21 protein-coding genes are annotated in these 19,464 nt (G+C 70.7%); 12 read left to right on the top strand and 9 right to left on the bottom strand.

The features are described 5' to 3' along the window. Positions 1–33: 33 nt before the first annotated feature. The gene (trpD, locus tag ACOJV7_RS15965; protein ID WP_420191281.1) at positions 34–1,050 is read right to left on the bottom strand and encodes an anthranilate phosphoribosyltransferase; all 1,017 of its coding nucleotides are present in this window, start codon (positions 1,048–1,050) and stop codon (positions 34–36) included. A 55-nt stretch (positions 1,051–1,105) separates the two neighbouring features. Further along, positions 1,106–1,576 carry a response regulator transcription factor gene (locus tag ACOJV7_RS15960; protein ID WP_188450479.1) on the bottom strand — a complete coding sequence of 157 codons (471 nt, stop codon included), beginning with the start codon at positions 1,574–1,576 and terminating at the stop codon, positions 1,106–1,108. A gap of 87 nt (positions 1,577–1,663) precedes the next feature. On the opposite strand from ACOJV7_RS15960, the gene ctaE reads away from it, so the two are divergent. The 6 genes from ctaE to ACOJV7_RS15930 all read left to right on the top strand — a co-directional run bounded on the left by ctaE (position 1,664) and on the right by ACOJV7_RS15930 (position 8,206). After that, positions 1,664–2,332, top strand: a complete 669-nt coding sequence (gene ctaE / locus ACOJV7_RS15955) for an aa3-type cytochrome oxidase subunit III (RefSeq protein WP_420191209.1) — start codon at positions 1,664–1,666, stop codon at positions 2,330–2,332. Between the two features lie 75 nt (positions 2,333–2,407). Then, positions 2,408–3,211, top strand: coding sequence for a cytochrome bc1 complex diheme cytochrome c subunit (gene qcrC / locus ACOJV7_RS15950; protein ID WP_420191208.1), 804 nt, complete (start codon positions 2,408–2,410; stop codon positions 3,209–3,211). 50 nt (positions 3,212–3,261) lie between these two features. Then, on the top strand, positions 3,262–4,392 hold the full coding sequence (gene qcrA, locus ACOJV7_RS15945; RefSeq protein WP_420191207.1) for a cytochrome bc1 complex Rieske iron-sulfur subunit: 1,131 nt from the start codon (positions 3,262–3,264) through the stop codon (positions 4,390–4,392). Next, on the top strand, positions 4,389–6,242 hold the full coding sequence (gene qcrB / locus ACOJV7_RS15940) for a cytochrome bc1 complex cytochrome b subunit (protein WP_420191206.1): 1,854 nt from the start codon (positions 4,389–4,391) through the stop codon (positions 6,240–6,242). Before qcrA ends, qcrB begins: the two co-directional genes overlap by 4 nt. 191 nt (positions 6,243–6,433) lie before the next feature. Further along, positions 6,434–6,787, top strand: coding sequence for a metallopeptidase family protein (locus tag ACOJV7_RS15935; protein WP_420191205.1), 354 nt, complete (start codon positions 6,434–6,436; stop codon positions 6,785–6,787). Between the two features lie 117 nt (positions 6,788–6,904). Beyond that, the gene (locus ACOJV7_RS15930; RefSeq protein WP_420191204.1) at positions 6,905–8,206 is read left to right on the top strand and encodes a threonine/serine exporter family protein; all 1,302 of its coding nucleotides are present in this window, start codon (positions 6,905–6,907) and stop codon (positions 8,204–8,206) included. A gap of 161 nt (positions 8,207–8,367) precedes the next feature. Here the strand turns inward: ACOJV7_RS15930 and ACOJV7_RS15925 are convergent, their stop codons facing one another. The 3 genes from ACOJV7_RS15925 to ctaC are packed head-to-tail and all read right to left on the bottom strand — an operon-like array spanning position 8,368 to position 11,458. Beyond that, positions 8,368–8,772: a cytochrome c oxidase subunit 4 gene (locus tag ACOJV7_RS15925; RefSeq protein WP_420191203.1), complete on the bottom strand. Its 405-nt coding sequence runs from the start codon at positions 8,770–8,772 to the stop codon at positions 8,368–8,370. 3 nt (positions 8,773–8,775) lie between these two features. Next, positions 8,776–10,500, bottom strand: coding sequence for an aa3-type cytochrome oxidase subunit I (gene ctaD / locus ACOJV7_RS15920; RefSeq protein WP_420191280.1), 1,725 nt, complete (start codon positions 10,498–10,500; stop codon positions 8,776–8,778). Between the two features lie 31 nt (positions 10,501–10,531). After that, positions 10,532–11,458 carry an aa3-type cytochrome oxidase subunit II gene (gene ctaC / locus ACOJV7_RS15915; protein WP_420191202.1) on the bottom strand — a complete coding sequence of 309 codons (927 nt, stop codon included), beginning with the start codon at positions 11,456–11,458 and terminating at the stop codon, positions 10,532–10,534. Between the two features lie 59 nt (positions 11,459–11,517). Between ctaC and ACOJV7_RS15910 the strand changes: the two genes are divergently transcribed. Together ACOJV7_RS15910 and ACOJV7_RS15905 are read left to right on the top strand one after the other, a co-directional pair. Beyond that, complete coding sequence (locus ACOJV7_RS15910; RefSeq protein ID WP_420191201.1) at positions 11,518–12,645, top strand: cysteine desulfurase family protein; 1,128 nt, start codon at positions 11,518–11,520, stop codon at positions 12,643–12,645. Then, positions 12,642–12,866, top strand: a complete 225-nt coding sequence (locus tag ACOJV7_RS15905; RefSeq protein ID WP_420191200.1) for a sulfurtransferase TusA family protein — start codon at positions 12,642–12,644, stop codon at positions 12,864–12,866. The genes ACOJV7_RS15910 and ACOJV7_RS15905 overlap by 4 nt, the downstream gene beginning before the upstream one ends. Positions 12,867–12,873: 7 nt before the next feature. Here the strand turns inward: ACOJV7_RS15905 and aat are convergent, their stop codons facing one another. Next, on the bottom strand, positions 12,874–13,560 hold the full coding sequence (aat, locus tag ACOJV7_RS15900) for a leucyl/phenylalanyl-tRNA--protein transferase (protein ID WP_420191199.1): 687 nt from the start codon (positions 13,558–13,560) through the stop codon (positions 12,874–12,876). Positions 13,561–13,570: 10 nt separating this feature from the next. Then, positions 13,571–14,551, bottom strand: a complete 981-nt coding sequence (locus tag ACOJV7_RS15895; RefSeq protein ID WP_420191198.1) for a carbohydrate kinase family protein — start codon at positions 14,549–14,551, stop codon at positions 13,571–13,573. A gap of 131 nt (positions 14,552–14,682) precedes the next feature. Here ACOJV7_RS15895 and ACOJV7_RS15890 point away from each other — a divergent pair, with 131 nt between their 5' ends. From ACOJV7_RS15890 to ACOJV7_RS15880, 3 genes are all read left to right on the top strand, one after another. Next, complete coding sequence (locus ACOJV7_RS15890) at positions 14,683–15,030, top strand: PadR family transcriptional regulator (RefSeq protein ID WP_420191197.1); 348 nt, start codon at positions 14,683–14,685, stop codon at positions 15,028–15,030. After that, positions 15,027–15,569 carry a hypothetical protein gene (locus ACOJV7_RS15885; protein ID WP_420191196.1) on the top strand — a complete coding sequence of 181 codons (543 nt, stop codon included), beginning with the start codon at positions 15,027–15,029 and terminating at the stop codon, positions 15,567–15,569. Before ACOJV7_RS15890 ends, ACOJV7_RS15885 begins: the two co-directional genes overlap by 4 nt. Positions 15,570–15,638: 69 nt before the next feature. After that, the gene (locus tag ACOJV7_RS15880) at positions 15,639–16,364 is read left to right on the top strand and encodes a flavodoxin family protein (protein WP_420191195.1); all 726 of its coding nucleotides are present in this window, start codon (positions 15,639–15,641) and stop codon (positions 16,362–16,364) included. Positions 16,365–16,456: 92 nt separating this feature from the next. On the opposite strand, the gene ACOJV7_RS15875 is transcribed toward ACOJV7_RS15880, so the two are convergent. Then, a complete protein-coding gene (locus ACOJV7_RS15875) occupies positions 16,457–16,837 on the bottom strand; it encodes a HesB/IscA family protein (RefSeq protein ID WP_420191194.1) in 381 nt (126 codons plus the stop codon). A gap of 118 nt (positions 16,838–16,955) precedes the next feature. Next, a complete protein-coding gene (locus ACOJV7_RS15870; protein WP_420191193.1) occupies positions 16,956–18,119 on the bottom strand; it encodes a glycerate kinase family protein in 1,164 nt (387 codons plus the stop codon). A gap of 124 nt (positions 18,120–18,243) precedes the next feature. On the opposite strand from ACOJV7_RS15870, the gene nadA reads away from it, so the two are divergent. Further along, a complete protein-coding gene (gene nadA / locus ACOJV7_RS15865; RefSeq protein WP_420191192.1) occupies positions 18,244–19,437 on the top strand; it encodes a quinolinate synthase NadA in 1,194 nt (397 codons plus the stop codon). Positions 19,438–19,464 lie beyond the last annotated feature (27 nt).

Raw genomic sequence — 19,464 nt, 5'->3', positions numbered from 1 at the left:
CGCACGGGGAGCAAAAGGTGGGACGGACGGCGGTCAGGCGAGGGCGACTTCGCGGCTCGCCGTGACCCAGCGCTCGAGCTGTGCCGCGGCGTCGCCGGAGTCGATCGCGCGCTCAGCCGCGCCGATCCCGAGCCGGATGGCCTCGTGGACGTCGGCCGGGGTCGTGCCCGCGGCGCCTGCCGCGACCGCCAGCGCAGTGCCGGCGTTGAGGAGGACAGCGTCGCGCGCCGGGCCCGCCTCGCCGGCGAACACCCGCCGGGCCACCTCGGCGTTCTCGTCGGCGAGCCCACCCTTGATGCTGTCGATGCTCGACACCTCGAGCCCCACGTCGTTCGGGTGGACGCCAACCTCGGTGACCTCGCCGTCGCGGACCCAGAGCACCGTCGTCCTCCCGGCGATCGACATCTCGTCGAGCCCCTCGTCACCGCGGAAGACCGCTGCCGTCGTCCCACGGTCCGCGAAGACGCCGGCGATGACCGCGAGGAAGCGCGGGTCCGCGACGCCGACCGCGGCATAGGTCGGTTGCGCCGGGTTGGTGAGCGGGCCCAGGAGGTTGAACGCGGTGGCGACGCCGAGCTCGGCACGTGCGGGGCCGGCATACCGCATCGAGGGGTGGAACGTCTGGGCGAAGCAGAAGGTGATGCCCGCGTCGAGCGCGACCTGCCTCACCTGGTCGGGCGTCAAGGTGAGGTTGACCCCGAGGCTCTCGAGGACGTCGGCGGAGCCGGACTTCGACGACGCGGCGCGGTTGCCGTGCTTGACGACCTGCAGGCCCGTCGACGCGATGACGACCGACGACATCGTCGAGATGTTGACGGTGCCGAAGCGGTCACCACCGGTGCCGACGATGTCGATGCTCTGGCCCGGGACCTCGATCCGCCGCGCGTGCTCGAGCATGACGTCGGCGAGACCGCGCACCTCGGCCACGGACTCGACCTTGGAGCGCAGCGCGACGAGGAAGCCGGCGACCTGGGCGACCGTGGCCTCCCCGCTCATGATCTGGTCCATGGCCCACCGCGACTCGGCCAGCGAAAGGTCCTCGCGCGCCATGAGCCGGGTCAGCAGGTCGGGCCACGTCGGACCCTCGGGGGGGGTGGCCGACACGTCAGCTCGCCGAGACGCGCCGGCGCGCCAGACCCGCGATCGCCTCGGCGACCTTGATCGGGTCGAGCGGGTGCGGCACGGCGTCGTCGGCGAGCGACCACGCGGCGAGCCAGCCGTCCTGCGGACGTCCGGTGAGGACGAGGACCGGCGGGCAGTCGTAGATCTCGTTCTTGAGCTCGCGGCAGAGGCCGAGGCCACCGTTCTTGGCCGCCTCGCCGTCGAGGACGACGACGTCCCAGCCACCCGCGTCGAGGGCCTCCGTGACGGCGAAGGAGGTCGCGCACTCGAGCCACCGGGTGACCTCGACGTCACGGGCCGGGCGACGGCCGGCGGCAGCGCGGACGGCGTCTCGCGTCGTGATGTCGTCGCTGTAGAGCAGGACCGAGACCCGGTGGAGACCGGGACCGCCGGAGGGGGTCGTGCCGGCCTTCTCGACGGAGTCCGCGTGAGGGGCCGCGTGCGCTGAGGTCATGGCGTCATCCTAGCCACGCGGCATTCTGCGATCGGACACCGCCGAACCCGGGGGTCGGTGCAGCACGTGACAGGGAATGACGCCATAATGGCGCTCGTGGCGACAGCAGAAGCAACGACTCGAGTGTCCGGTCCGGTTCCCAGCATCCCGGACTACGGTCCGGCGACCCGCCCCAACATGGTCGCGGTCGGCACGATGGTCTGGCTGGCGAGCGAGCTGATGTTCTTCGCAGCGCTCTTCGCCTTCTACTTCTCGCTCCGAGGCCACCTCCCCGAGCTGTGGGACGAGCGCACCGCACAGCTCAACGTTCCCTTCGCGTTCGCCAACACCGTCGTCCTCGTCATCTCCTCCGTGTGGTGCCAGCTGGGCGTGTGGAAGGCCGAGGCCGGGCAGGTCTCGCGCACCGGCAAGCTGGCCAACGTCAAGGAGTGGGGCATGCGTGAGTGGTACGTCCTCACGTACGTCTTCGGCTCGATCTTCATCGCCGGCCAGGTCTACGAGTACGCCCACCTCGTCCACGAGGGCATCACCCTGAGCACCGACTCCTACGCGTCGATCTTCTACCTCGCCACCGGCTTCCACGGCATGCACGTCACCGGCGGCCTCATCGCCTTCCTGCTCATCATCGGCCGCACCTTCACGACCCGCCGCTACACCCACCTCCAGGAGACGGGTGCGGTCGTGACCTCCTACTACTGGCACTTCGTCGACGTCGTGTGGATCGCGCTCTTCGCGATGATCTACCTGCTGAAGTGAGGTGTCCGCGCTGACCACTAGCCTGACCAGCTCCGCCGCACCACACATCCCCGAGACCCCGACAGGACACACGTCGTGAACGCACTGGCCGCCCGCCGCCGCCACCCGGCTGCGATCGCCATCCTGCTCATGCTCGGCCTCCTCGTGACCGGCTTCGCGTATGCCGCGGTCGCACCGCAGCCCGCGAAGGCCGAGACGAGCTCGGCCGAGGACGTCGCCGCCGGAAAGCAGCTCTTCGTCGCCAACTGCGCCTCGTGTCACGGCGTCAACGCCGAGGGCCGCGCGACCGGCAACGACGACAGGATCGCCGGGCCCGCCCTCGCGGGTGTCGGTGCCGCCGCCGTCGACTTCCAGGTGGGCACCGGCCGCATGCCGATGCGCCAGCCGGCCGTGCAGGCCCCCCGCGCGCCCGTCCAGTTCACGCAGGAGCAGATCGACCAGCTCGCTGCCTATGTCGCGTCGCTCGCCCCCGGCCCGGCCGTCCCCTCCGAGGAGGACGTCGACCCGGAGAAGGGTGACCCCGCCAAGGGTGGAGAGCTCTTCCGGGTCAACTGCGCCATGTGCCACAACTTCGCCGGCTCCGGCGGCGCCCTGACCCGCGGCAAGTACGCGCCCTCGCTCGACGGCGTCGAGCCCAAGCACATCTATGAGGCCATGGAGACCGGCCCGCAGTCGATGCCGGTCTTCAACGACGGCAACATCGCCCCCGAGGACAAGCGCGACATCATCGCCTTCCTCAAGTCCATCGAGGACGCTCCCCAGCAGGGCGGTCACGCCCTGGGGTCTCTGGGTCCGGTGTCGGAGGGCTGGTTCGCCTGGTTCTTCGGCCTGGGCATCCTCGTCGCCGCCGCCGTCTGGCTCGGGCAGAAGTCCGCTTGAGCCAGGACGGCCACCGCTTCCCACTCTCCGTCGACAGGATCGATCATCCGATGAACGAGCAGGACAGCCAGCCCACCGGAGGCGAGGTCACCCACACGGGTGAGTTCGGCAAGGGTGCCGTTCGCCTCGACCAGGGGCACGTCATCGGGGACGGCGGCATCCCCGCCCGCTTCGAGAACCCGGGCTTCCGCCCGCACCCGCTGCGCGGTGCGGACCTCGACGAGGGCGCCGCCAAGCGCGCGGAGCGCATCGTCGGTGGCCTCTTCCTCCTGTCGATCCTGGGCACGCTCGGCTTCATCGTCGGGTACTTCCTCATCCCCACCGAGTCGACGGTCTTCGTCCCCGGCATCGGTCGCATGAACGCCGCCCACCTCGTGCTCGGCGTGTGCATGGCGCTGTCCCTCCTCGGCATCGGCCTCGGTGCCGTCCAGTGGGCCAAGACGCTCATGAACGACCACGAGGCCGTCGAGGACCGGCACCCGCAACGATCGGCCGACGAGGACCGCCGCAGGTTCGTCGAGATCCTCAACGAGGGCGACCGGGAGTCGCAGCTGTCGCGCCGCCCGCTCATCAAGTACGCGCTCGGCGGGGCCCTCGGCCTCTTCGCGGTGCCGGTCGTCCTCCCCCTCATCGGCGGCCTCGGCCCCATGCCCGGCGACGACCTCTCGGTGAGCTTCTGGAACGGCGAGAAGGAGGAGGACGGCAGCTACCCCAACGAGCCGCTCCGCCTCATGCGCGACCCGCAGAACACGCCGATCAAGGCCAGCGAGGTCACGATCGGCTCGGTCTTCCACGTCATGCCCGAGGGCCTGCTCGACCTCGAGGAGCACATCCTCGAGGCCAAGGCCAAGGCCGCGGTCATCGTCATGCGCCTCGATCCCGACGACATCAAGTCCCAGAAGGAGAAGGACTGGGGCCACCAGGGCATCGTCGCCTACTCCAAGATCTGCACCCACGTCGGTTGCCCCGTCGGCCTCTACGAGCAGCAGACGCACCACCTGCTCTGCCCGTGCCACCAGTCGACCTTCGACGTGACGCAGGACTGCAAGGTGATCTTCGGTCCGGCCAAGCGCCCCCTTCCGCAACTTCCGATCACCGTCGATGATGAGGGCTATCTCATCTCCAAGGGTCCGTTCCGCGAGGCGACCGGACCGAGCTTCTGGGAGCGTGGTTCCGCATGAGCACCGACAGCCTTCCCGCCGGCCGCCCGGCGGACCGTCTGCGCGACGGCGACGCCCCCGTGACCCGCGGCCCGAGCGCCGCCGCGCGCAAGGTCGGTGGCGTCGCCGGCTGGATCGACGACCGCACCAACGGCGCGAGGGGCATCAACTACCTGCTCCGCAAGGTCTTCCCGCACCACTGGTCGTTCATGCTCGGCGAGATCGCGATGTACTCGCTCATCATCTGCCTGCTCTCCGGTGCCCTTCTGACGATCTGGTTCGTCCCCAGCGCCGGCCACACCGTCTACGACGGCTCCTACGTCCCACTGCGTGGCACGCAGATGTCCGAGGCCTACGCCTCGACGCTCGACATCTCGTTCGACGTCAAGGGCGGGCTGCTCATCCGGCAGATCCACCACTGGGCCGCGCTCATGTTCCTCGTCGGTCTGACGGTGCACATGTTCCGGGTGTTCTTCACCGGTGCGTTCCGCCGCCCGCGCGAGATCAACTGGGTCATCGGCACCGTCCTGGCCCTGCTCGCGGCCATCGAGGGCTTCGCCGGCTACTCCCTCCCGGACGACCTGCTCTCGGGCACCGGCATCCGCGCCATGGAGGGGTTCGTCCAGACCGCCCCGGTCATCGGCTCCTACCTCGCCTACGCGATCTTCGGTGGTCCCTTCCCGGGCGAGGCGATCATCCCCCGCCTGTATGCCGCGCACGTGCTGCTCATCCCGGCGATCCTCGTCGGCCTGTTCGTCGCGCACATCGTGCTCGTGGCGGTCCACAAGCACACCCAGTACCCCGGCCCGGGCCGGACCAACGACAACGTCGTCGGCCACCGCGTCATGCCGGTCTATGCCGCGACCGCCGGCGGGTTCTTCTTCATCGTCTTCGGCGTCATCACGCTCATCTCGGCGCTCTTCACGATCAACCCGATCTGGGCCTACGGTCCCTACGACCCGTCGCCGGTCACCGCCGGCTCGCAGCCGGACTGGTACATGGGCGCCTACGACGGCGCGCTTCGCCTGCTCCCCGGTTGGCTCGAGTTCCAGATCGGCGGCAACACGCTGTCGCTCAACATCGCGCTCGGCGCCCTCGTGCTCCTGCCGCTCGTCTACATCGTCCTGGGCGCCTACCCGTTCGTCGAGCGCTGGGTCACCGGTGACACTGGCGAGCACCACCTGCTCGACCGGCCGCGCAACAACCCGACACGCACCGGCATCGGCATGGCGGGCATCGTCGCCTACTCGATCTTCATGTTCGCGGCGGGCAACGACATCATGGCGATCAAGCTGGGCATGTCGATCAACGACATCACCTGGCTGTTCCGCATCGGGCTCTTCGTGTTCCCGCCGCTCGCCTTCTGGGTGACGAAGCGGATCTGCCTCAGCCTCCAGCGTCGCGATCGGGACCTCGCCCTGCACGCCAGGGAGTCGGGCCGCATCATCCGCGGTGCCGACGGCTCGTTCCACGAGCGCCACGACCCGATCTCGGAGTACGACCGCTGGATCCTCGTCCAGCACGAGCCGGTGACCCCCCTCCAGCTCGAGCCGGAGTACGACGAGAACGGTGTGGCACGCCCGGCGGCCCGCAAGGACCGCCTGCGCGCCAAGCTGTCGCACTTCTACTTCAAGGACGCCGTCAACCCGGTCACCCCGGCCGAGCTCGCCGCCGCTCACCACGACGGTCAGAGGGCCGAGGCGATCGAGGCGCCCCTCGACTACGAGGGCATCGAGGGCGACCGCGGCCACGCCGGCGAGGGTGGCCACGGAGCCGACGTGCCGACGGGCCACGGCGACGACGCCGAGGGCCGGCGCGAGGACACCGAGGCCCGGCGCGGTGTCAGCGGCGCCAGCCGCCTGCGCGAGTAGCCCTCCTCCGTCGACGAGCGTGCTCGTCGAGATCGACGCCCTCCGAAACCTCGGTTCCGGAGGGCGTCGTCGTCTCCTCCTTGCAATGCCTCGGTGCGCGCCTTGGCTCGGCCGCACGAGCGACGCCGTATGCCGTCCCTGCAGCCCTCCCCGCTCGAGGCGCACCTCCCGGGGCATGACAGGGTGAACCCGTGGAACCTGTCGCTGTCGAGGAGTTCGAGGCGATCGTCGAGGAGGCCCTCGACGACGTCCCCGAGGAGCTCATGGGCATGCTCGACAACGTCGTCTTCCTCGTGGAGGACGAGCCGCCCGCGGACGACCCGGACCTCCTCGGCGTCTACGACGGAGTGCCGCTCACCGAGCGTGACTCAGGGTGGGGCTTGGGCAACCTCCCGGACCGCATCACCCTCTTCCGCGGCCCTCTCACGCGCATGTGCAAGGACCTCGAGGACCTGCGCGAGGAGATCGCGGTGACCGTCGTCCACGAGATCGCGCACCACTTCGGCATCGACGACGCCACCCTGCACGAGCTCGGCTGGGGCTGAGCTGTCAGTCGACGCTGAGGGACGACCGGGCGGTGTCGGGACGCACGTCCGGCCGGTGGCACGGACGAGTTCCGGACGTCGTCGGGACTGCCGGACCTACCCCGCTACCGTTCTGGGGTGAACCACCCCACCGAGCCCGTGCCCGACCCCGTCAACGACGGACGGGACCGTCGCGTGCTCGCGTGGGTCGGTGCCGGGCTGCTGGCTGGCGGCATGCCGGTCCACGAGGTCGAGGACGACGTCCGGGACGTGGCGCGGGCACTCGGTCACCCCGGCGCCCAGGTGGCGTGCTCCCCCACGGGGCTGCTCGTCTCCCTCGCCTCCGGAGGGCCCTCGACGTTCGAACAGGTCGAGGGAGGGCTGCGCCTCGACCAGCTCGCGGACGTCCTCGCCCTCGCGGCCAGCCTGCGGGCGGGCCGGGTGGACGCGGACGAGTGCTTGGCCCGGCTCGCCGGCCTGCGTGCCCAACCCCACCGCTACCGCACCGTCGGGTTCGTCGGCGGCGCGATGCTCTCGGGAATCGGGATCGGGCTGGTCCTCGCGCCCTCGGTGGCGTCGCTGCTCTTCACCCTCGTCGTCGCGCCCCTCACACCACTGTTCGTCCTGCTGCTCGGGCGCGGCCGGACCCTCCGCACGCTCACGCCGTTCCTCGCCGGTTTCGTCGTGGCGGTCCTCGCCTTTCTCGCCGCAGAGCTGGGCTGGGTGGACGCACCCCTGCGCACGCTGGTGGCACCCATCGCCGTGCTGCTGCCGGGGGCGCTCATCGTCACCGGGCTCACCGAGCTCGCCGCCGGCGCGATGGTCGCCGGGAGCTCGCGACTCTCGTTCGGGCTCGTGCAGCTGCTCCTCTTCGTGCTCGGTGTCGGCGCGGCCCTCGCCGTCACCGGCGGAGGCGCCGACCTGCTCGGCACGACCTCCTCGGGTGCACCCGGCTGGTGGGCACCGCTCGCAGGCCTTGTCGTCGTCACCGTCGCGATCGCCCTCCTCGAGTCGGTGCCCCTGCGCCAGGCACCGTGGCTGGCAGCGGGCATCCTCGCCACCTTCACCGCTCAGGCGCTGACCCTCGCAGTGGTGGATGCGCGGTGGGCCGGAGCCTTCGTGGGTGCCGTTGTCGCAGCCCTCCTCTCGACGTTGATCGAGTACCTCCGGCCGGAGCTGCCGCGGATGGTGACCTTCCTGCCGAGCTTCTGGCTGCTCGTGCCCGGCTCGCTCGGGCTCATCTCGATGGCGCAGTTCGAGGTGGGACCGGGACAGGCGGCCATCGCCCTCGTCGACGTCGTGATCGTCGTCGCCGCGATCGCCCTCGGGGTCATCGTCGGCGCCGCGCTGGCAGCCCCGCTGCGCCGTCTGGCACGTCCGATGGCCCTGTCGCACCTCCGCGGCCTCAGGGCCGCCCGGCGTCGCCGTCAGGGCGCCTGAGGGACTCGCGAGAGGCCACGAACGACGGAGCCGGTTGCCTCGTGCGAGGTGACGGGCAGGAACGACGGGGCCGGTTGCCTCGTGCGAGGTGACCGGCAGGAACGACGGAGCCGGTCACCTCGTGCGAGGTGACCGGCTCTCGACCGTGCTGCTGACCGGGGTCAGAGGGCGTGCGGCCCGCGCCAGTACTCGAAGACCCAGCCGATGAGGGCGGGCACAGCCAAGGCGGCGCCGAGGGCGACGATCCACCAGCCGATCGCGAGGCCGAGAAAGATCAGGGCAGACGCGCCCGCGAGGAAGAGCGGCTGCCAGCTGTGCGGGCTGAAGAAGCCGTAGTCACCGGCGATGTCGCTGATCTCGCCGAGCGGGTCGTCCTCCGGCGGGACACCCTCGAGCTTGCGTCGGGTGATGTTGAGGTAGCCGGCGATCATGAAGCCGAGCAGGGCGCCGAGGACGAGACCCGTGACACCGACCGGCTCGGAGAAGTCGTTCCAGACCCCGTAGATCACGGCCATGAGGGCCGCGAAGCCACCGAAGAGGTAGCCGATCCGTTCCATCGCGACCATGGGTCAGTGCTCCTGGTTCTTCGTGTTGGCCATCGCGTCGTCACCCAGGTCCGCCGCACCGAGGGCCTTGACGAGACCGGTGCTCTCGTAGCCGGCCGGCGCCGCGTCGGGGTGGTTGAGGTCGAACGCCGGTCGCTCGGAGCGGATGCGGGGGATGGAGTGGAAGTTGTGCCGCGGGGGCGGGCACGACGTCGCCCACTCGAGCGAGGCGCCGTAGCCCCACGGGTCGTCGGTCTCGACGAGCGGCGCGTGGCGCCAGGTCTTCCACACGTTGTAGGCGAACGGGATCATCGAGGCGCCGAGGAGGAAGGCACCGGTGGTCGACACCTGGTTGGCGAAGGTGAAGCCGTCCTCGGGGAGATAGTCCGCGTAGCGGCGGGGCATGCCCCAGATGCCGAGGAGGTGCTGGATGAGGAAGGTCGTGTGGAAGCCGATGAAGAGCATCCAGAAGTGGACCTTGCCGAGCTTCTCGTCGAGCATCCGGCCGGTGAGCTTGGGCCACCAGAAGTAGAACCCGCCGAACATCGCGAAGACGACCGTGCCGAAGACGACGTAGTGGAAGTGCGCCACGACGAAGTAGCTGTCGGTGAGGTGGAAGTCGAGGGCCGGGCTGGCGAGGATGACACCGGTGAGGCCACCGAAGAGGAAGGTCACGAGGAAGCCGAGCGCCCAGAGCATCGGCGTCTCGAAGCTGAGCTTGCCGCCCCACATCGTGCCGATCCAGTTGAAGAACTTCACGCCGGTCGGCACCGCGATGAGCATCGTCATGATCGCGAAGAAGGGCAGGAGCACCTGGCCGGTGCCGTACATGTGGTGCGCCCAGACCGAGACCGACAGCGCCGCGATGGCGATCGTCGCGTAGACGAGGGTCTTGTAGCCGAAGACCGGCTTGCGCGAGAACACCGGGACGATCTCGGAGATGATCCCGAAGAACGGCAGGGCGATGACGTAGACCTCGGGGTGCCCGAAGAACCAGAAGATGTGCTGCCAGAGCATCACTCCCCCGCTGTCGGGGTCGAAGATGTGGGCCCCGAAGCGCCGGTCGGCGCCGAGCGCGAAGAGCGCGGCGGCCAGGGCCGGGAAGATGAGCAGGACGAGGATCGATGTGATGAGCACGGTCCACACGAAGATCGGCATCCGGAACATCGTCATGCCGGGCGCGCGCATCGTGAGGATCGTCGTGATGAAGTTGACCGACCCGAGGATGGTGCCGAAGCCGGCGAGGGCGAGACCGAAGACCCACAGGTCACCGCCCATGCCCGGGCTGTAGGACGCGTCCGACAGGGGCGTGTAGGCGAACCAGCCGAAGGCGGCGGCGCCGCCCGGCGTGAGGAACCCACCGGCGGCGATGAGGCCACCGAAGAGGTAGAGCCAGTAGGCGAACATGTTGAGGCGCGGGAACGAGACGTCGGGCGCCCCGATCTGCAGCGGCATGAGCGCGTTGGCGAACGCGGCGAAGAGCGGCGTCGCGAAGAGCAGCAGCATGATCGTGCCGTGCATCGTGAACAGCTGGTTGAACTGGTCGGGGTTGTCGACGACCTGCATGCCTGGCTGCATGAGCTCGGCGCGGATGATGAGCGCCATGAGGCCGCCCATGAGGAACCACGCGAACGAGGTGATGAAGTAAAGGTTGCCGATGACCTTGTGGTCGGTCGTCGTCATCCACTTGACGACCGTGGCCCCGGGGGCGACGCGCGGGTGACGAACGGTCTCGCGCTCACGGAGCATCGTGCGGGATTCGGTTGCGGCGCTCATCTGGTCAGTTCCTCAGTTCCTCGGGCAGGAGCTCGTCCTCGCCGGGCACGAGGCCCGACTCGCCACGGTTCAGGTCGGTGCCGAGCATTCCGGTCTGACCGCGGGACTTGAGGTCGTCCATGTGCGCGTCGAACTCCGCGCGAGGGACGACCTTGACGTTGAACAGCATCTGGGAGTGGTAGGCGCCACAGAGCTCGGCGCACTTGCCCTTGAAGGTGCCCTCCTCGGTCGGCACGACCTGGAACTTGTTGACCTTGCCCGGGATCATGTCGAGCTTCTGCAGGAACTGCGGCACCCAGAAGGAGTGGATGACGTCGCGGGCGGTGAGCACGAACTCGACCCGCTCACCCACCGGGAGGTAGAGCGTCGGGATGGTCTCCTCGGCGCCGGGCTCACCGGTGAGAATGGCCTGCGTGCCGGTCTCGTGGACGTCGGCCTCGACGTAGTTGAAGTCCCAGGACCACTGCTTGCCCACGACGTTGACGGTGACCGCGGGGTCCTCGCTCGTGTCGAGCAGCGCGCTCTGGTCCTTGGCGGTGAAGAAGAAGAAGGTCGCCACCATGAAGATCGGGACGATCGTGTAGAGGATCTCGAGCGGCACGTTGTAGCGCAGCTGCACAGGGAGCTCGTTGTCGTCACGACGACGGCGGTAGGCGATGACGCACCAGGCGGTGAGTCCCCAGACGAGAACACCGACGGAGAGGCAGGCGATCCACGCACCGACCCACAGGTCACGCACGCGCTCGGAGTTCTCGGTGACGCCCTGGGGCAGGAAGCCGTCCTCGAACTTGCCCAGCTCGCACCCACTGAGCGCCATCATGGCACCCACGGCCAGGAGCGACCAGAGGGCCAGTCGCCGACCCCGGGAACGGGGGTTGAGTTGGTCGTGCTGAGGCACCGCGGCACCCTCCTGCGTCGTCTGCTGGAACATCACAAACAGTAGTGCATGCTGCGGAACTCGCCGGGGACGGGGGGCGGTACGGTCGAGGCGTGCTGGACGCCACCCGGAGCCCTCTCCATCCCGCCGCACGGGAGACTCTCCTGGCCGCTCTCGACGCAGGCTGGGCCGACCCCCGGCGCCTCCACTCCGACGGTCGCCGGGCGCGCCTGCTGCTCGACCGGGCGCGGGAGAGCGTCGCGGTCTCGATCGGCGCGCGTCCCGACGAGGTCTCCTTCCACCCGAGCGGCGCCCACGCCCTCCGGACGGGTGTCGCGGGCCTGCGTCACGCCCGCCGGCGAGCCGGCTCTCGGGTGCTCACCTCCGCCGTCGACCGGGCCGTCATGCTCCACGAGTCCCACGAGGCCGACCCGGACTCCCGGCCGCTGCCCGTCGACGCTGCGGGACGCCTCTCCCCCGAGACCCTGCGTGAGGCGGTCGCGACCGGGCCTGCGGCCCTCGTCGCCGTCCAGCACGCCAACGGCGAGGTCGGCACCGTGCAGCCGGTCGCCGCCCTCCATGACGTATGCCGTGCAGCCGGCCTCCCGCTGCTCGTCGACGGCACGTCGTCGCTGGGTCGCATCGAGGGCCCGGGATCGTGGGACGTTCTGGTCGGCGACGCGGCGACCATCGCCGGTCCCCCGGTGGGCGTCCTCGCCGTGCGCACCGGCACCCGCTTCGACCTGCCCGGCCCGCGGTGGGAGCCCGAGCACGGGCGCGAGGTCGAGGACCCCTGGGTGCCGCTCGTGCTCGCCGCCGCCGAGGCATGGCAGCACGCCGTCCACGAGCGAGCGCAGGAGGAAGCGTCCGCCCGAGCGCTCACCGACCGCATCCGCGAGGCCGCGGCCGCCGTACCCGACGTCGAGGTCGTCGGCGACCCCGTCGACCGGCTGCCGCACGTCGTCACCTTCAGCGCGCTCTACGTCGACGGCGAGAGCATCGTCGGCGAGCTCGACCGGCGTGGCATCGAGGTGGCCTCGGGGTCCGCGTGCACGTCGAGCCGGCTCGAGCCGAGCCACGTCCTCGCCGCGATGGGCGCGCTCACCCACGGCAACGTGCGGGTCACCCTGCCGCTGGGCGCCGTGCGGCCGGAGCGGGCCGACGACGTCTCGGCCCTGTGCCGCGAGCTCCCGTCGGTCGTGGCGGAGCTGCGGGCCCGCCTCGGGGTGGGCGACCTGTGAGCGCGACCGCCGACCTCGACGCCCGCGGGCTCCTGTGCCCGCTGCCCGTCATCAGGCTCGCCCGCCTCGCCCGCGAGCTGCCCGCGGGCAGCTCGCTGCTCGTGCTCGCCGACGATCCGGCCGCCGAGTCCGACATCCCCGCCTGGGCCCGGATGCGGGGGCACGAGGTGAGCCTCGAGCGCAGGGGTGGGCACACGGCATACACGGTCGTTCTGGGGTGAGCCCCGCTCAGCCGAAGCGGAGGTCCGGGGCCCCGAGCGCCCCGGCGAGCGCCTCGAGGTAGCGGCGGCGCGGCCACTCGACGACGCCGAGCCGCTCGAGGTGACCGGTCCGCCACTGCACGTCGATGATCCGGCGCTCGTCACCGTCGGCCCTCACGAGGTCGACAAGGGCCGCGAGCGCGACCTTCGACGCGTCGCGCTCGAGGTGGAACATTGACTCGCCCGCGAAGAGCCCGCCGACCGCGATGCCGTAGAGCCCGCCGACGAGGCGGTCGTCGAGCCACGTCTCCACGCTGTGCGCCCAACCGAGGCGGTGCATCTCGGTGTATGCCGTGACGATCTCGTCGGTGATCCAGCGCCCCTCGCGCTCGGGGTCGGCGCACAGGCGCATGACGTCGGTGAAGGCGGTGTCGACGCGGACCTCGAAGCGCGACCGGGCCTTGCGCAGCGAGCGGCTCTCGCGGAAGTCCGCGGGCACGAGGACGCCCCGTGGCTCGGGCGACCACCAGCCGATGGGACGCGCACCGTGGTCGCCGAGCCCCATCGGGAAGAGGCCGGCGCGGTAGGCAGCGAGAAGCGTGCCGGGCGCGAGGTCGGCGCCGGCGGCGACGAGGTCCTCGTCCTCGGTCGGGCGCAGCCGCGCCAGCGCCCACTCACCCGGTGGCGGCTCGACCGGCGGGAAGGGGACGGTCACGACCGCGGCTTCAGGGCCTCGCGCAGGTGATGTGCGGCTCGACGTCGGCGGCCGAGTCGTCACCGTAGGCCTGGGCGAGCCGGTCGAGGAACGCCGACTTGTCGAGGACGTACTCCTGGGTGCCGACCGTCTCGAGGACGTAGGTGGCGAGCAGCGAGCCGATCTCGGCGCAGCGACGGTGCTCGAGGCCGGCGGAGAGGCCGGTGAGGAAGCCGGCGCGGAAGGCGTCGCCGACACCGGTCGGGTCGGCACGACGCGCCTCGAGGGCGATGGGCACCTCGATCGGCTCCTCGCCGCGGGTCTTGATGACGGCGCCGTCCTTGCCCTTGGTGATGACCCGGGTCGTCACCTGCGCGTCGATGTCGGCCTCGCTCCACCCGGTCTTCTGCTCGGTGAGGTGCGCCTCGTACTCGTTGGTGAAGAGGTAGTCCGCGCCCTCGATGAGCTTGCGGATGAAGGGTCCGTCGGCGAACGCGAGCTGCTGCGACGGGTCGGCGACGAAGGTCAGCCCCCGGGTGCGGCACTCGTCGGTGTGGCGCAGCATCGCCTCGGGGTCGTTGGCGCCGATGAGGACGAGGTCCAGACCCTTGGCCGCGATCGGGCCGAGCTCGATGAGCCGGGCCTCGCTCATCGCGCCGGCGTAGAAGGTCGCCATCTGCGCCATGTCGTCGTCGGTCGTGCAGACGAAGCGGGCCGTGTGCTTGGAGTCGGAGATGTGCACGTGGTCGCAGTCGACGCCGTGCCGCGTCAGCCAGCTGCGGTAGTCGGCGAAGTCCTCGCCCGCAGCGCCGACGAGCATCGGCCGCTGGCCGAGGGCCGCCATGCCGAAGCAGATGTTGCCGGCGACTCCCCCACGACGGATCTCGAGCGAGTCGGCGAGGAACGACACGGAGATCTTGTCGAGCTGCTCGACGACGAGGGAGTCGGCGAACCGGCCCCGGAAGGTCATGAGGTGGTCGGTCGCGATGGACCCGGTGACTGCGATGCGCACCACGGCAACCTACCTCCTCGCGCCGGGTCGGAGGTCGGCGCACCCAGACCCGAGCGGATCGCCCCGGTCGGTTCAGCCTCGACATCCCACAGTACTTGACATCGCACAGTACTGGGCATCACAGTGAACCCATGCCCGCACACGACCCGCAGATGCTCAAAGGAGTCCTCGGCCTCCTCCTCCTGAGCGTGCTGTCGACCGGTGACAACTACGGCTACGGGCTCGTCACCGAGCTCCGCCGCACCGGCTTCGACGACCTGGCAGAGGGGACCGTCTACCCCGGCCTCACCCGGCTCGAGTCCTCGGGGCTGCTCGAGTCGCACCTCGTCCGGAGCGACTCGGGCCCAGCCCGCAAGTACTACCGCCTCACGCCCGCCGGGCACGCCGAGCTCGCCGCCCGGCGCACCGCGTGGGAGCACCTCGTCCAGTCCGTCCGCACGGCGACCAGCGCCGCGCTGCCCACAGGGGGAACCGCATGAACCTCGTCGACCGCGCCCGGATCGAGTCCGCGATCCTCCGATACGACTTCTGGCTCGAGATGCGCGGCGTCGGCGGGTCCCGCCGTCGTGGCCTGCGCCGGGAGCTGCGCACCAACCTCACCGAGGCGGGTGCAGAGGTGGGGACGACCCGCGCCCTCTTCGGCATCGGCTCCCCCAAGGAGCTCGCCCACGCCGCCACCGACACCGACCCGACGCGCCCCCGGTGGTCGCAGGGGCTCATGTGGGGTGCGGGCGCCCTGCTCGTCCTCATGGCCTGGCTCGCGGTCACGAGCCTCAACCTCGTGCAGGCCGTCGAGGCCACCGGCACCACCGAGCCGGTGGACGTGAGCCCCTTCCCGTGGTTCGGCACGACGTTCACCGTCCGCTCCGCCCCCGGCGTCCTCGAGGCCAGCATCTCGCCGCTCTGGCAGCTGCTCGCCGGACCGCTGCTCGTCCTCCTCCTCGTCGCGCAGCCGTGGCGCCTGCTGCGGCGACGCCGTCCTGCGCACGCGCCCGCGACGACCGGCGACCACGCCTGACGCACCCCCGGCCGTGTCGGCCCGCCGGGTCCTTGTCCACGGGCGGACCAACAGAGCAGAGTGCGGTCCATGGACACTCCCCGCTGGCAGGACGCCGACTTCACCGGACTCAAGGCCTTCGTCTTCAACTGCACCCTCAAGCGCTCCCCCGACAAGAGCCACACCCAGGGCCTCATCGACGTGAGCACCGCGATCATGGAGAAGCACGGGGTCGAGGTCGAGGTGCTGCGGGCTGTCGACCACGACATCGCCACCGGCGTCTACCCCGACATGACCGAGCACGGCTGGGAGACCGACGAGTGGCCCGAGATCTGGAAGCGGGTCGAGGCCAGCGACATCATCGTCATCGCCGGACCCATCTGGCTCGGGGACAACTCCAGCGTGACGAAGCAGGTCATCGAGCGCCTCTACGCGATGAGCGGCATGCACAACGACAAGGGCCAGTACATCTACTACGGCAAGGTCGGAGGGGCGATCATCACCGGCAACGAGGACGGCATCAAGCACTGCGCCTCCAACATCCTCTACAGCCTCCAGCACCTCGGCTGCACGGTCCCGCCCAACGCCGACGCCGGCTGGATCGGCGAGGCCGGGCCCGGGCCGTCCTACCTCGACGAGGGCAGCGGTGGCCCCGAGAACGAGTTCACCCAGCGCAACACGACCTTCATGACGTGGAACCTCATGCACCTCGCCTGGCTGCTCAAGGAGAGGGGCGGCTTCCCGGCAGGCGGCAACGAGCGGACGAAGTGGGACGAGGGCACCGACTTCGACCACCCCAACCCCGAGTACCGCTGAGGCGCCCCGCCCCACAACGGGGGCGGCCGGCATACGCGAAGGGCCCCTCACCAACAGTCGTGAGGGGCCCTTCGTGTATGCCGTGGTGCAGCTCAGCTGAACGAGTCGCCGCAGGCACAGGAGCTGCCCGCGTTGGGGTTGTCGATGGTGAAGCCCTGCTTCTCGATGGTGTCGGAGAAGTCGATCGTGGCGCCCTCCAGGTAGGGGCTGCTCATCCGGTCGACGACGACCTCGACACCGTCGAAGTCGCGGACGAGGTCACCGTCGAGGGAGCGCTCGTCGAAGTAGAGCTGGTAGATGAGGCCCGAGCAACCACCGGGCTGTACGCCCACGCGCAGGCGGAGGTCGTCGCGACCCTCCTGCTCGAGGAGGGACTTGACCTTGCCGGCCGCGAGGTCGGTGAGGAGGACGCCGTGGGCCGGGGTCGCCTCGGCGTCGGTCGTGGTCTCGGGCTTGGTGTCGAGCTCGCTCATCGGTGACTCCTGTGCTGCGTCGGGGCTCGGGTGGTCTGTGGTCCTGCAGGAGGTCGCAACCGTGGGCGGCCTCGATCTGTTCCCGGGCGTGAGTTCAGGATACGTCGCCCGCGGCGGATCACCGACCAGCAGACCACGTTCTGGCGACGCGCGCCGCACGTGCACGCAGGGTTCCGACCGGGTCGAGGAAGGCCGCGTCGACCTCCTCGGGGGTCTCCGCGACGGCATACGTGCCGCTGATCCCCAGCCCCATCGTCTCGCGACGGCCGACGAGGACCTGGCCCGCGAGGACGACGCTCGGCAGCCCCTCCTCGAGGGCCGCGGCGGCGACGCCGGCGGCGACCTTGCCGTGCAGGCTCTGCCAGTCGAAGGTGCCCTCGCCCGTGACGACGAGGTCGCTCCCGCGCACGACGTCGCGGAAGCCGACGGCGTCGAGGACGAGGTCGACGCCGCTCACTCGCCGCCCGCCGAGGAGGAAGAGGGCGTAGCCGAGCCCACCCGCGGCACCGGCGCCGGGCTCGCGGTCGAGGCGCCTCGGGGCGCCGGTGAGGAGGTCGAGCGGGGCGTCGAGCGTCCGTCCGACGACCTCGGTGAACCGCCCGAGGGCGCCCTCGAGCTCCTGGGCGACCTCGGGCGAGGCGCCCTTCTGTGGGCCGAAGACCGCGCTCGCACCCTTGAAGCCGAGCAGCGGGTTGTCGACGTCGGTGGCGGCGACGAGGTCGACACCCTCGAGGAGCTCGCGGGCCGCGTGCAGCCCGGAGAGCGCGTCGTCCGGGGCGGTGGCGAGGACGCGGCCACCACGGGCGAGCAGGTCGGGCGGACCGGCACCGAGCGCGGACAGCAGCCCGGCGCCCGCGTCGTTCGTGCCGCTGCCGCCGAGCCCGACGACGATCCGGTCGGGCTTCTCCTCCAGCGCGGCACGGAGCAGCTGACCCACGCCCCATGTGCTGGTGAGCGCCGGGTCGCGCTCGTCCGCGGCGAGCAGGTGGAGTCCCGCTGCCTGCGCCGACTCCACGTATGCCGTCCGCATCCCCTCACGCTCGACGACGAGCACCGCGGCGGGCACCTCGCGGCCGAGGGGGTCGCTCACCGTGAGCGCGGCGACCTCGCCGTCGAGCGCCCGGCCGAGGACGTCGAGGAAGCCGGGGCCGCCGTCGGAGAGCGGCAGCAGCGTGAGGGCGTCGCGCGGGGCCGTGTCGTGCCACCCGGCAGCCATGGCCTCGGCCGCCTGGGTCGCGGTCAGGGTTCCGGTGAAGCAGTCCGGGGCGATGACGACGTGCACGGCACGCACGGTATCGGGTCGGTGCGCGGGTCCGGAACCGCCCGTGGTGGCGGGAGCGACCGGCGAGCCACCGCGTGCGGTGGACCGGCGTCGGGACCGCGGGCGACCGGCATACGATCGCGGTGTGACGACGACGCCTGCCGCTCCGCTCCCGCTCCTCGTCCTCGGCCGGGGACGCGACCTGCACTCCGAGCGGGGCGTCGAGTGCCCGGGTGACCTCCCCTCCCCGTCGGACCCCGACCTCGTCGCGCGGGCCCGTGCGGCCAAGGAGGCGCTGGGCGACAAGGTCTTCGTGCTCGGGCACCACTACCAGCGCAACGAGGTCATCGAGTTCGCCGACGTCACGGGCGACTCGTTCAAGCTCGCCAAGGAGGCGGCGGCGCGTCCGGACGCACCGTGGATCGTCTTCTGCGGCGTGCACTTCATGGCCGAGTCGGCCGACATCCTCACGAGCGACGAGCAGACGGTGATCCTCCCCGACCTCGCCGCGGGCTGCTCGATGGCCGACATGGCCGCCATCGCGCAGGTCGAGGACTGCTGGGACGACCTTGTCGCGGCGGGGGTCGCCGACGACACGGTGCCGGTGACCTACATGAACTCGTCCGCGGCCATCAAGGCGTTCACCGGTCGCCACGGCGGCACGATCTGCACGTCGTCCAACGCGCGGACCGCGCTCACCTGGGCGCTCGACCGCACCGGCGGCGTCGACGGCACCGGCAAGGTGCTCTTCCTCCCCGACCAGCACCTCGGGCGCAACACGTGGGCCCGCGATCTCGGCCGGTCGCTCGACGACTGCGTCGTGTGGGACCCGCACCGTCCCATGGGTGGGCTCACGGTCGAGCAGCTGCGGGACGCGCGGATGATCCTGTGGCGCGGGCACTGCTCGGTGCACGGGCGCTTCACCACCGAGGCGGTGGCCGCGGCCCGGGCCGAGATCCCCGGCGTCAAGGTCATCGTCCACCCCGAGTGCCGCCACGAGGTCGTCGAGCTCGCCGACGAGGTGGGCTCGACCGAGAAGATCATCTCGACCATCGCGGCCGCGCCCGCGGGAACGGCGTGGGCCGTCGGCACCGAGCTCAACCTCGTCCAGCGCCTCGCGCAGATGTTTCCCGAGCAGCGGATCGCCTTCCTCGAGAAGAACGTCTGCTACTGCTCGACGATGAACCGGATCGACCTGCCCCACCTCGTGTGGGCGCTGGAGTCCCTCGTCGAGGGGCGCGTCGTCAACCCGATCCGGGTCGACGAGCAGGTCGCCGCCGACGCGCGGCGTGCGCTCGACCAGATGCTCGCGCTGCCCGGCGAGACCTCGAAGGACTGACCGGCGACCGGACCGCATCCGGTCGCG

Source organism: Knoellia tibetensis (assembly GCF_048606415.1).
GTDB classification, from domain to species: Bacteria; Actinomycetota; Actinomycetes; order Actinomycetales; family Dermatophilaceae; genus Knoellia; species Knoellia tibetensis.
This window is presented reverse-complemented; position numbering and strand designations above follow the sequence as displayed.

Excerpts from the sequence above, each read along its gene's own strand:
- trpD (WP_420191281.1), bottom strand. The coding sequence starts at position 1,050 with ATGGCGCGCGAGGACCTTTCGCTGGCCGAGTCGCGGTGGGCCATGGAC.
- ACOJV7_RS15960 (WP_188450479.1), bottom strand. The coding sequence starts at position 1,576 with ATGACCTCAGCGCACGCGGCCCCTCACGCGGACTCCGTCGAGAAGGCC.
- ctaE (WP_420191209.1), top strand. The coding sequence starts at position 1,664 with ATGGCGCTCGTGGCGACAGCAGAAGCAACGACTCGAGTGTCCGGTCCG.
- qcrA (WP_420191207.1), top strand. The coding sequence starts at position 3,262 with ATGAACGAGCAGGACAGCCAGCCCACCGGAGGCGAGGTCACCCACACG.
- qcrB (WP_420191206.1), top strand. The coding sequence starts at position 4,389 with ATGAGCACCGACAGCCTTCCCGCCGGCCGCCCGGCGGACCGTCTGCGC.
- ACOJV7_RS15925 (WP_420191203.1), bottom strand. The coding sequence starts at position 8,772 with ATGGTCGCGATGGAACGGATCGGCTACCTCTTCGGTGGCTTCGCGGCC.
- ctaD (WP_420191280.1), bottom strand. The coding sequence starts at position 10,500 with ATGCTCCGTGAGCGCGAGACCGTTCGTCACCCGCGCGTCGCCCCCGGG.
- ctaC (WP_420191202.1), bottom strand. The coding sequence starts at position 11,458 with ATGTTCCAGCAGACGACGCAGGAGGGTGCCGCGGTGCCTCAGCACGAC.
- ACOJV7_RS15890 (WP_420191197.1), top strand. The coding sequence starts at position 14,683 with ATGCCCGCACACGACCCGCAGATGCTCAAAGGAGTCCTCGGCCTCCTC.
- ACOJV7_RS15885 (WP_420191196.1), top strand. The coding sequence starts at position 15,027 with ATGAACCTCGTCGACCGCGCCCGGATCGAGTCCGCGATCCTCCGATAC.
- ACOJV7_RS15880 (WP_420191195.1), top strand. The coding sequence starts at position 15,639 with ATGGACACTCCCCGCTGGCAGGACGCCGACTTCACCGGACTCAAGGCC.
- ACOJV7_RS15875 (WP_420191194.1), bottom strand. The coding sequence starts at position 16,837 with ATGAGCGAGCTCGACACCAAGCCCGAGACCACGACCGACGCCGAGGCG.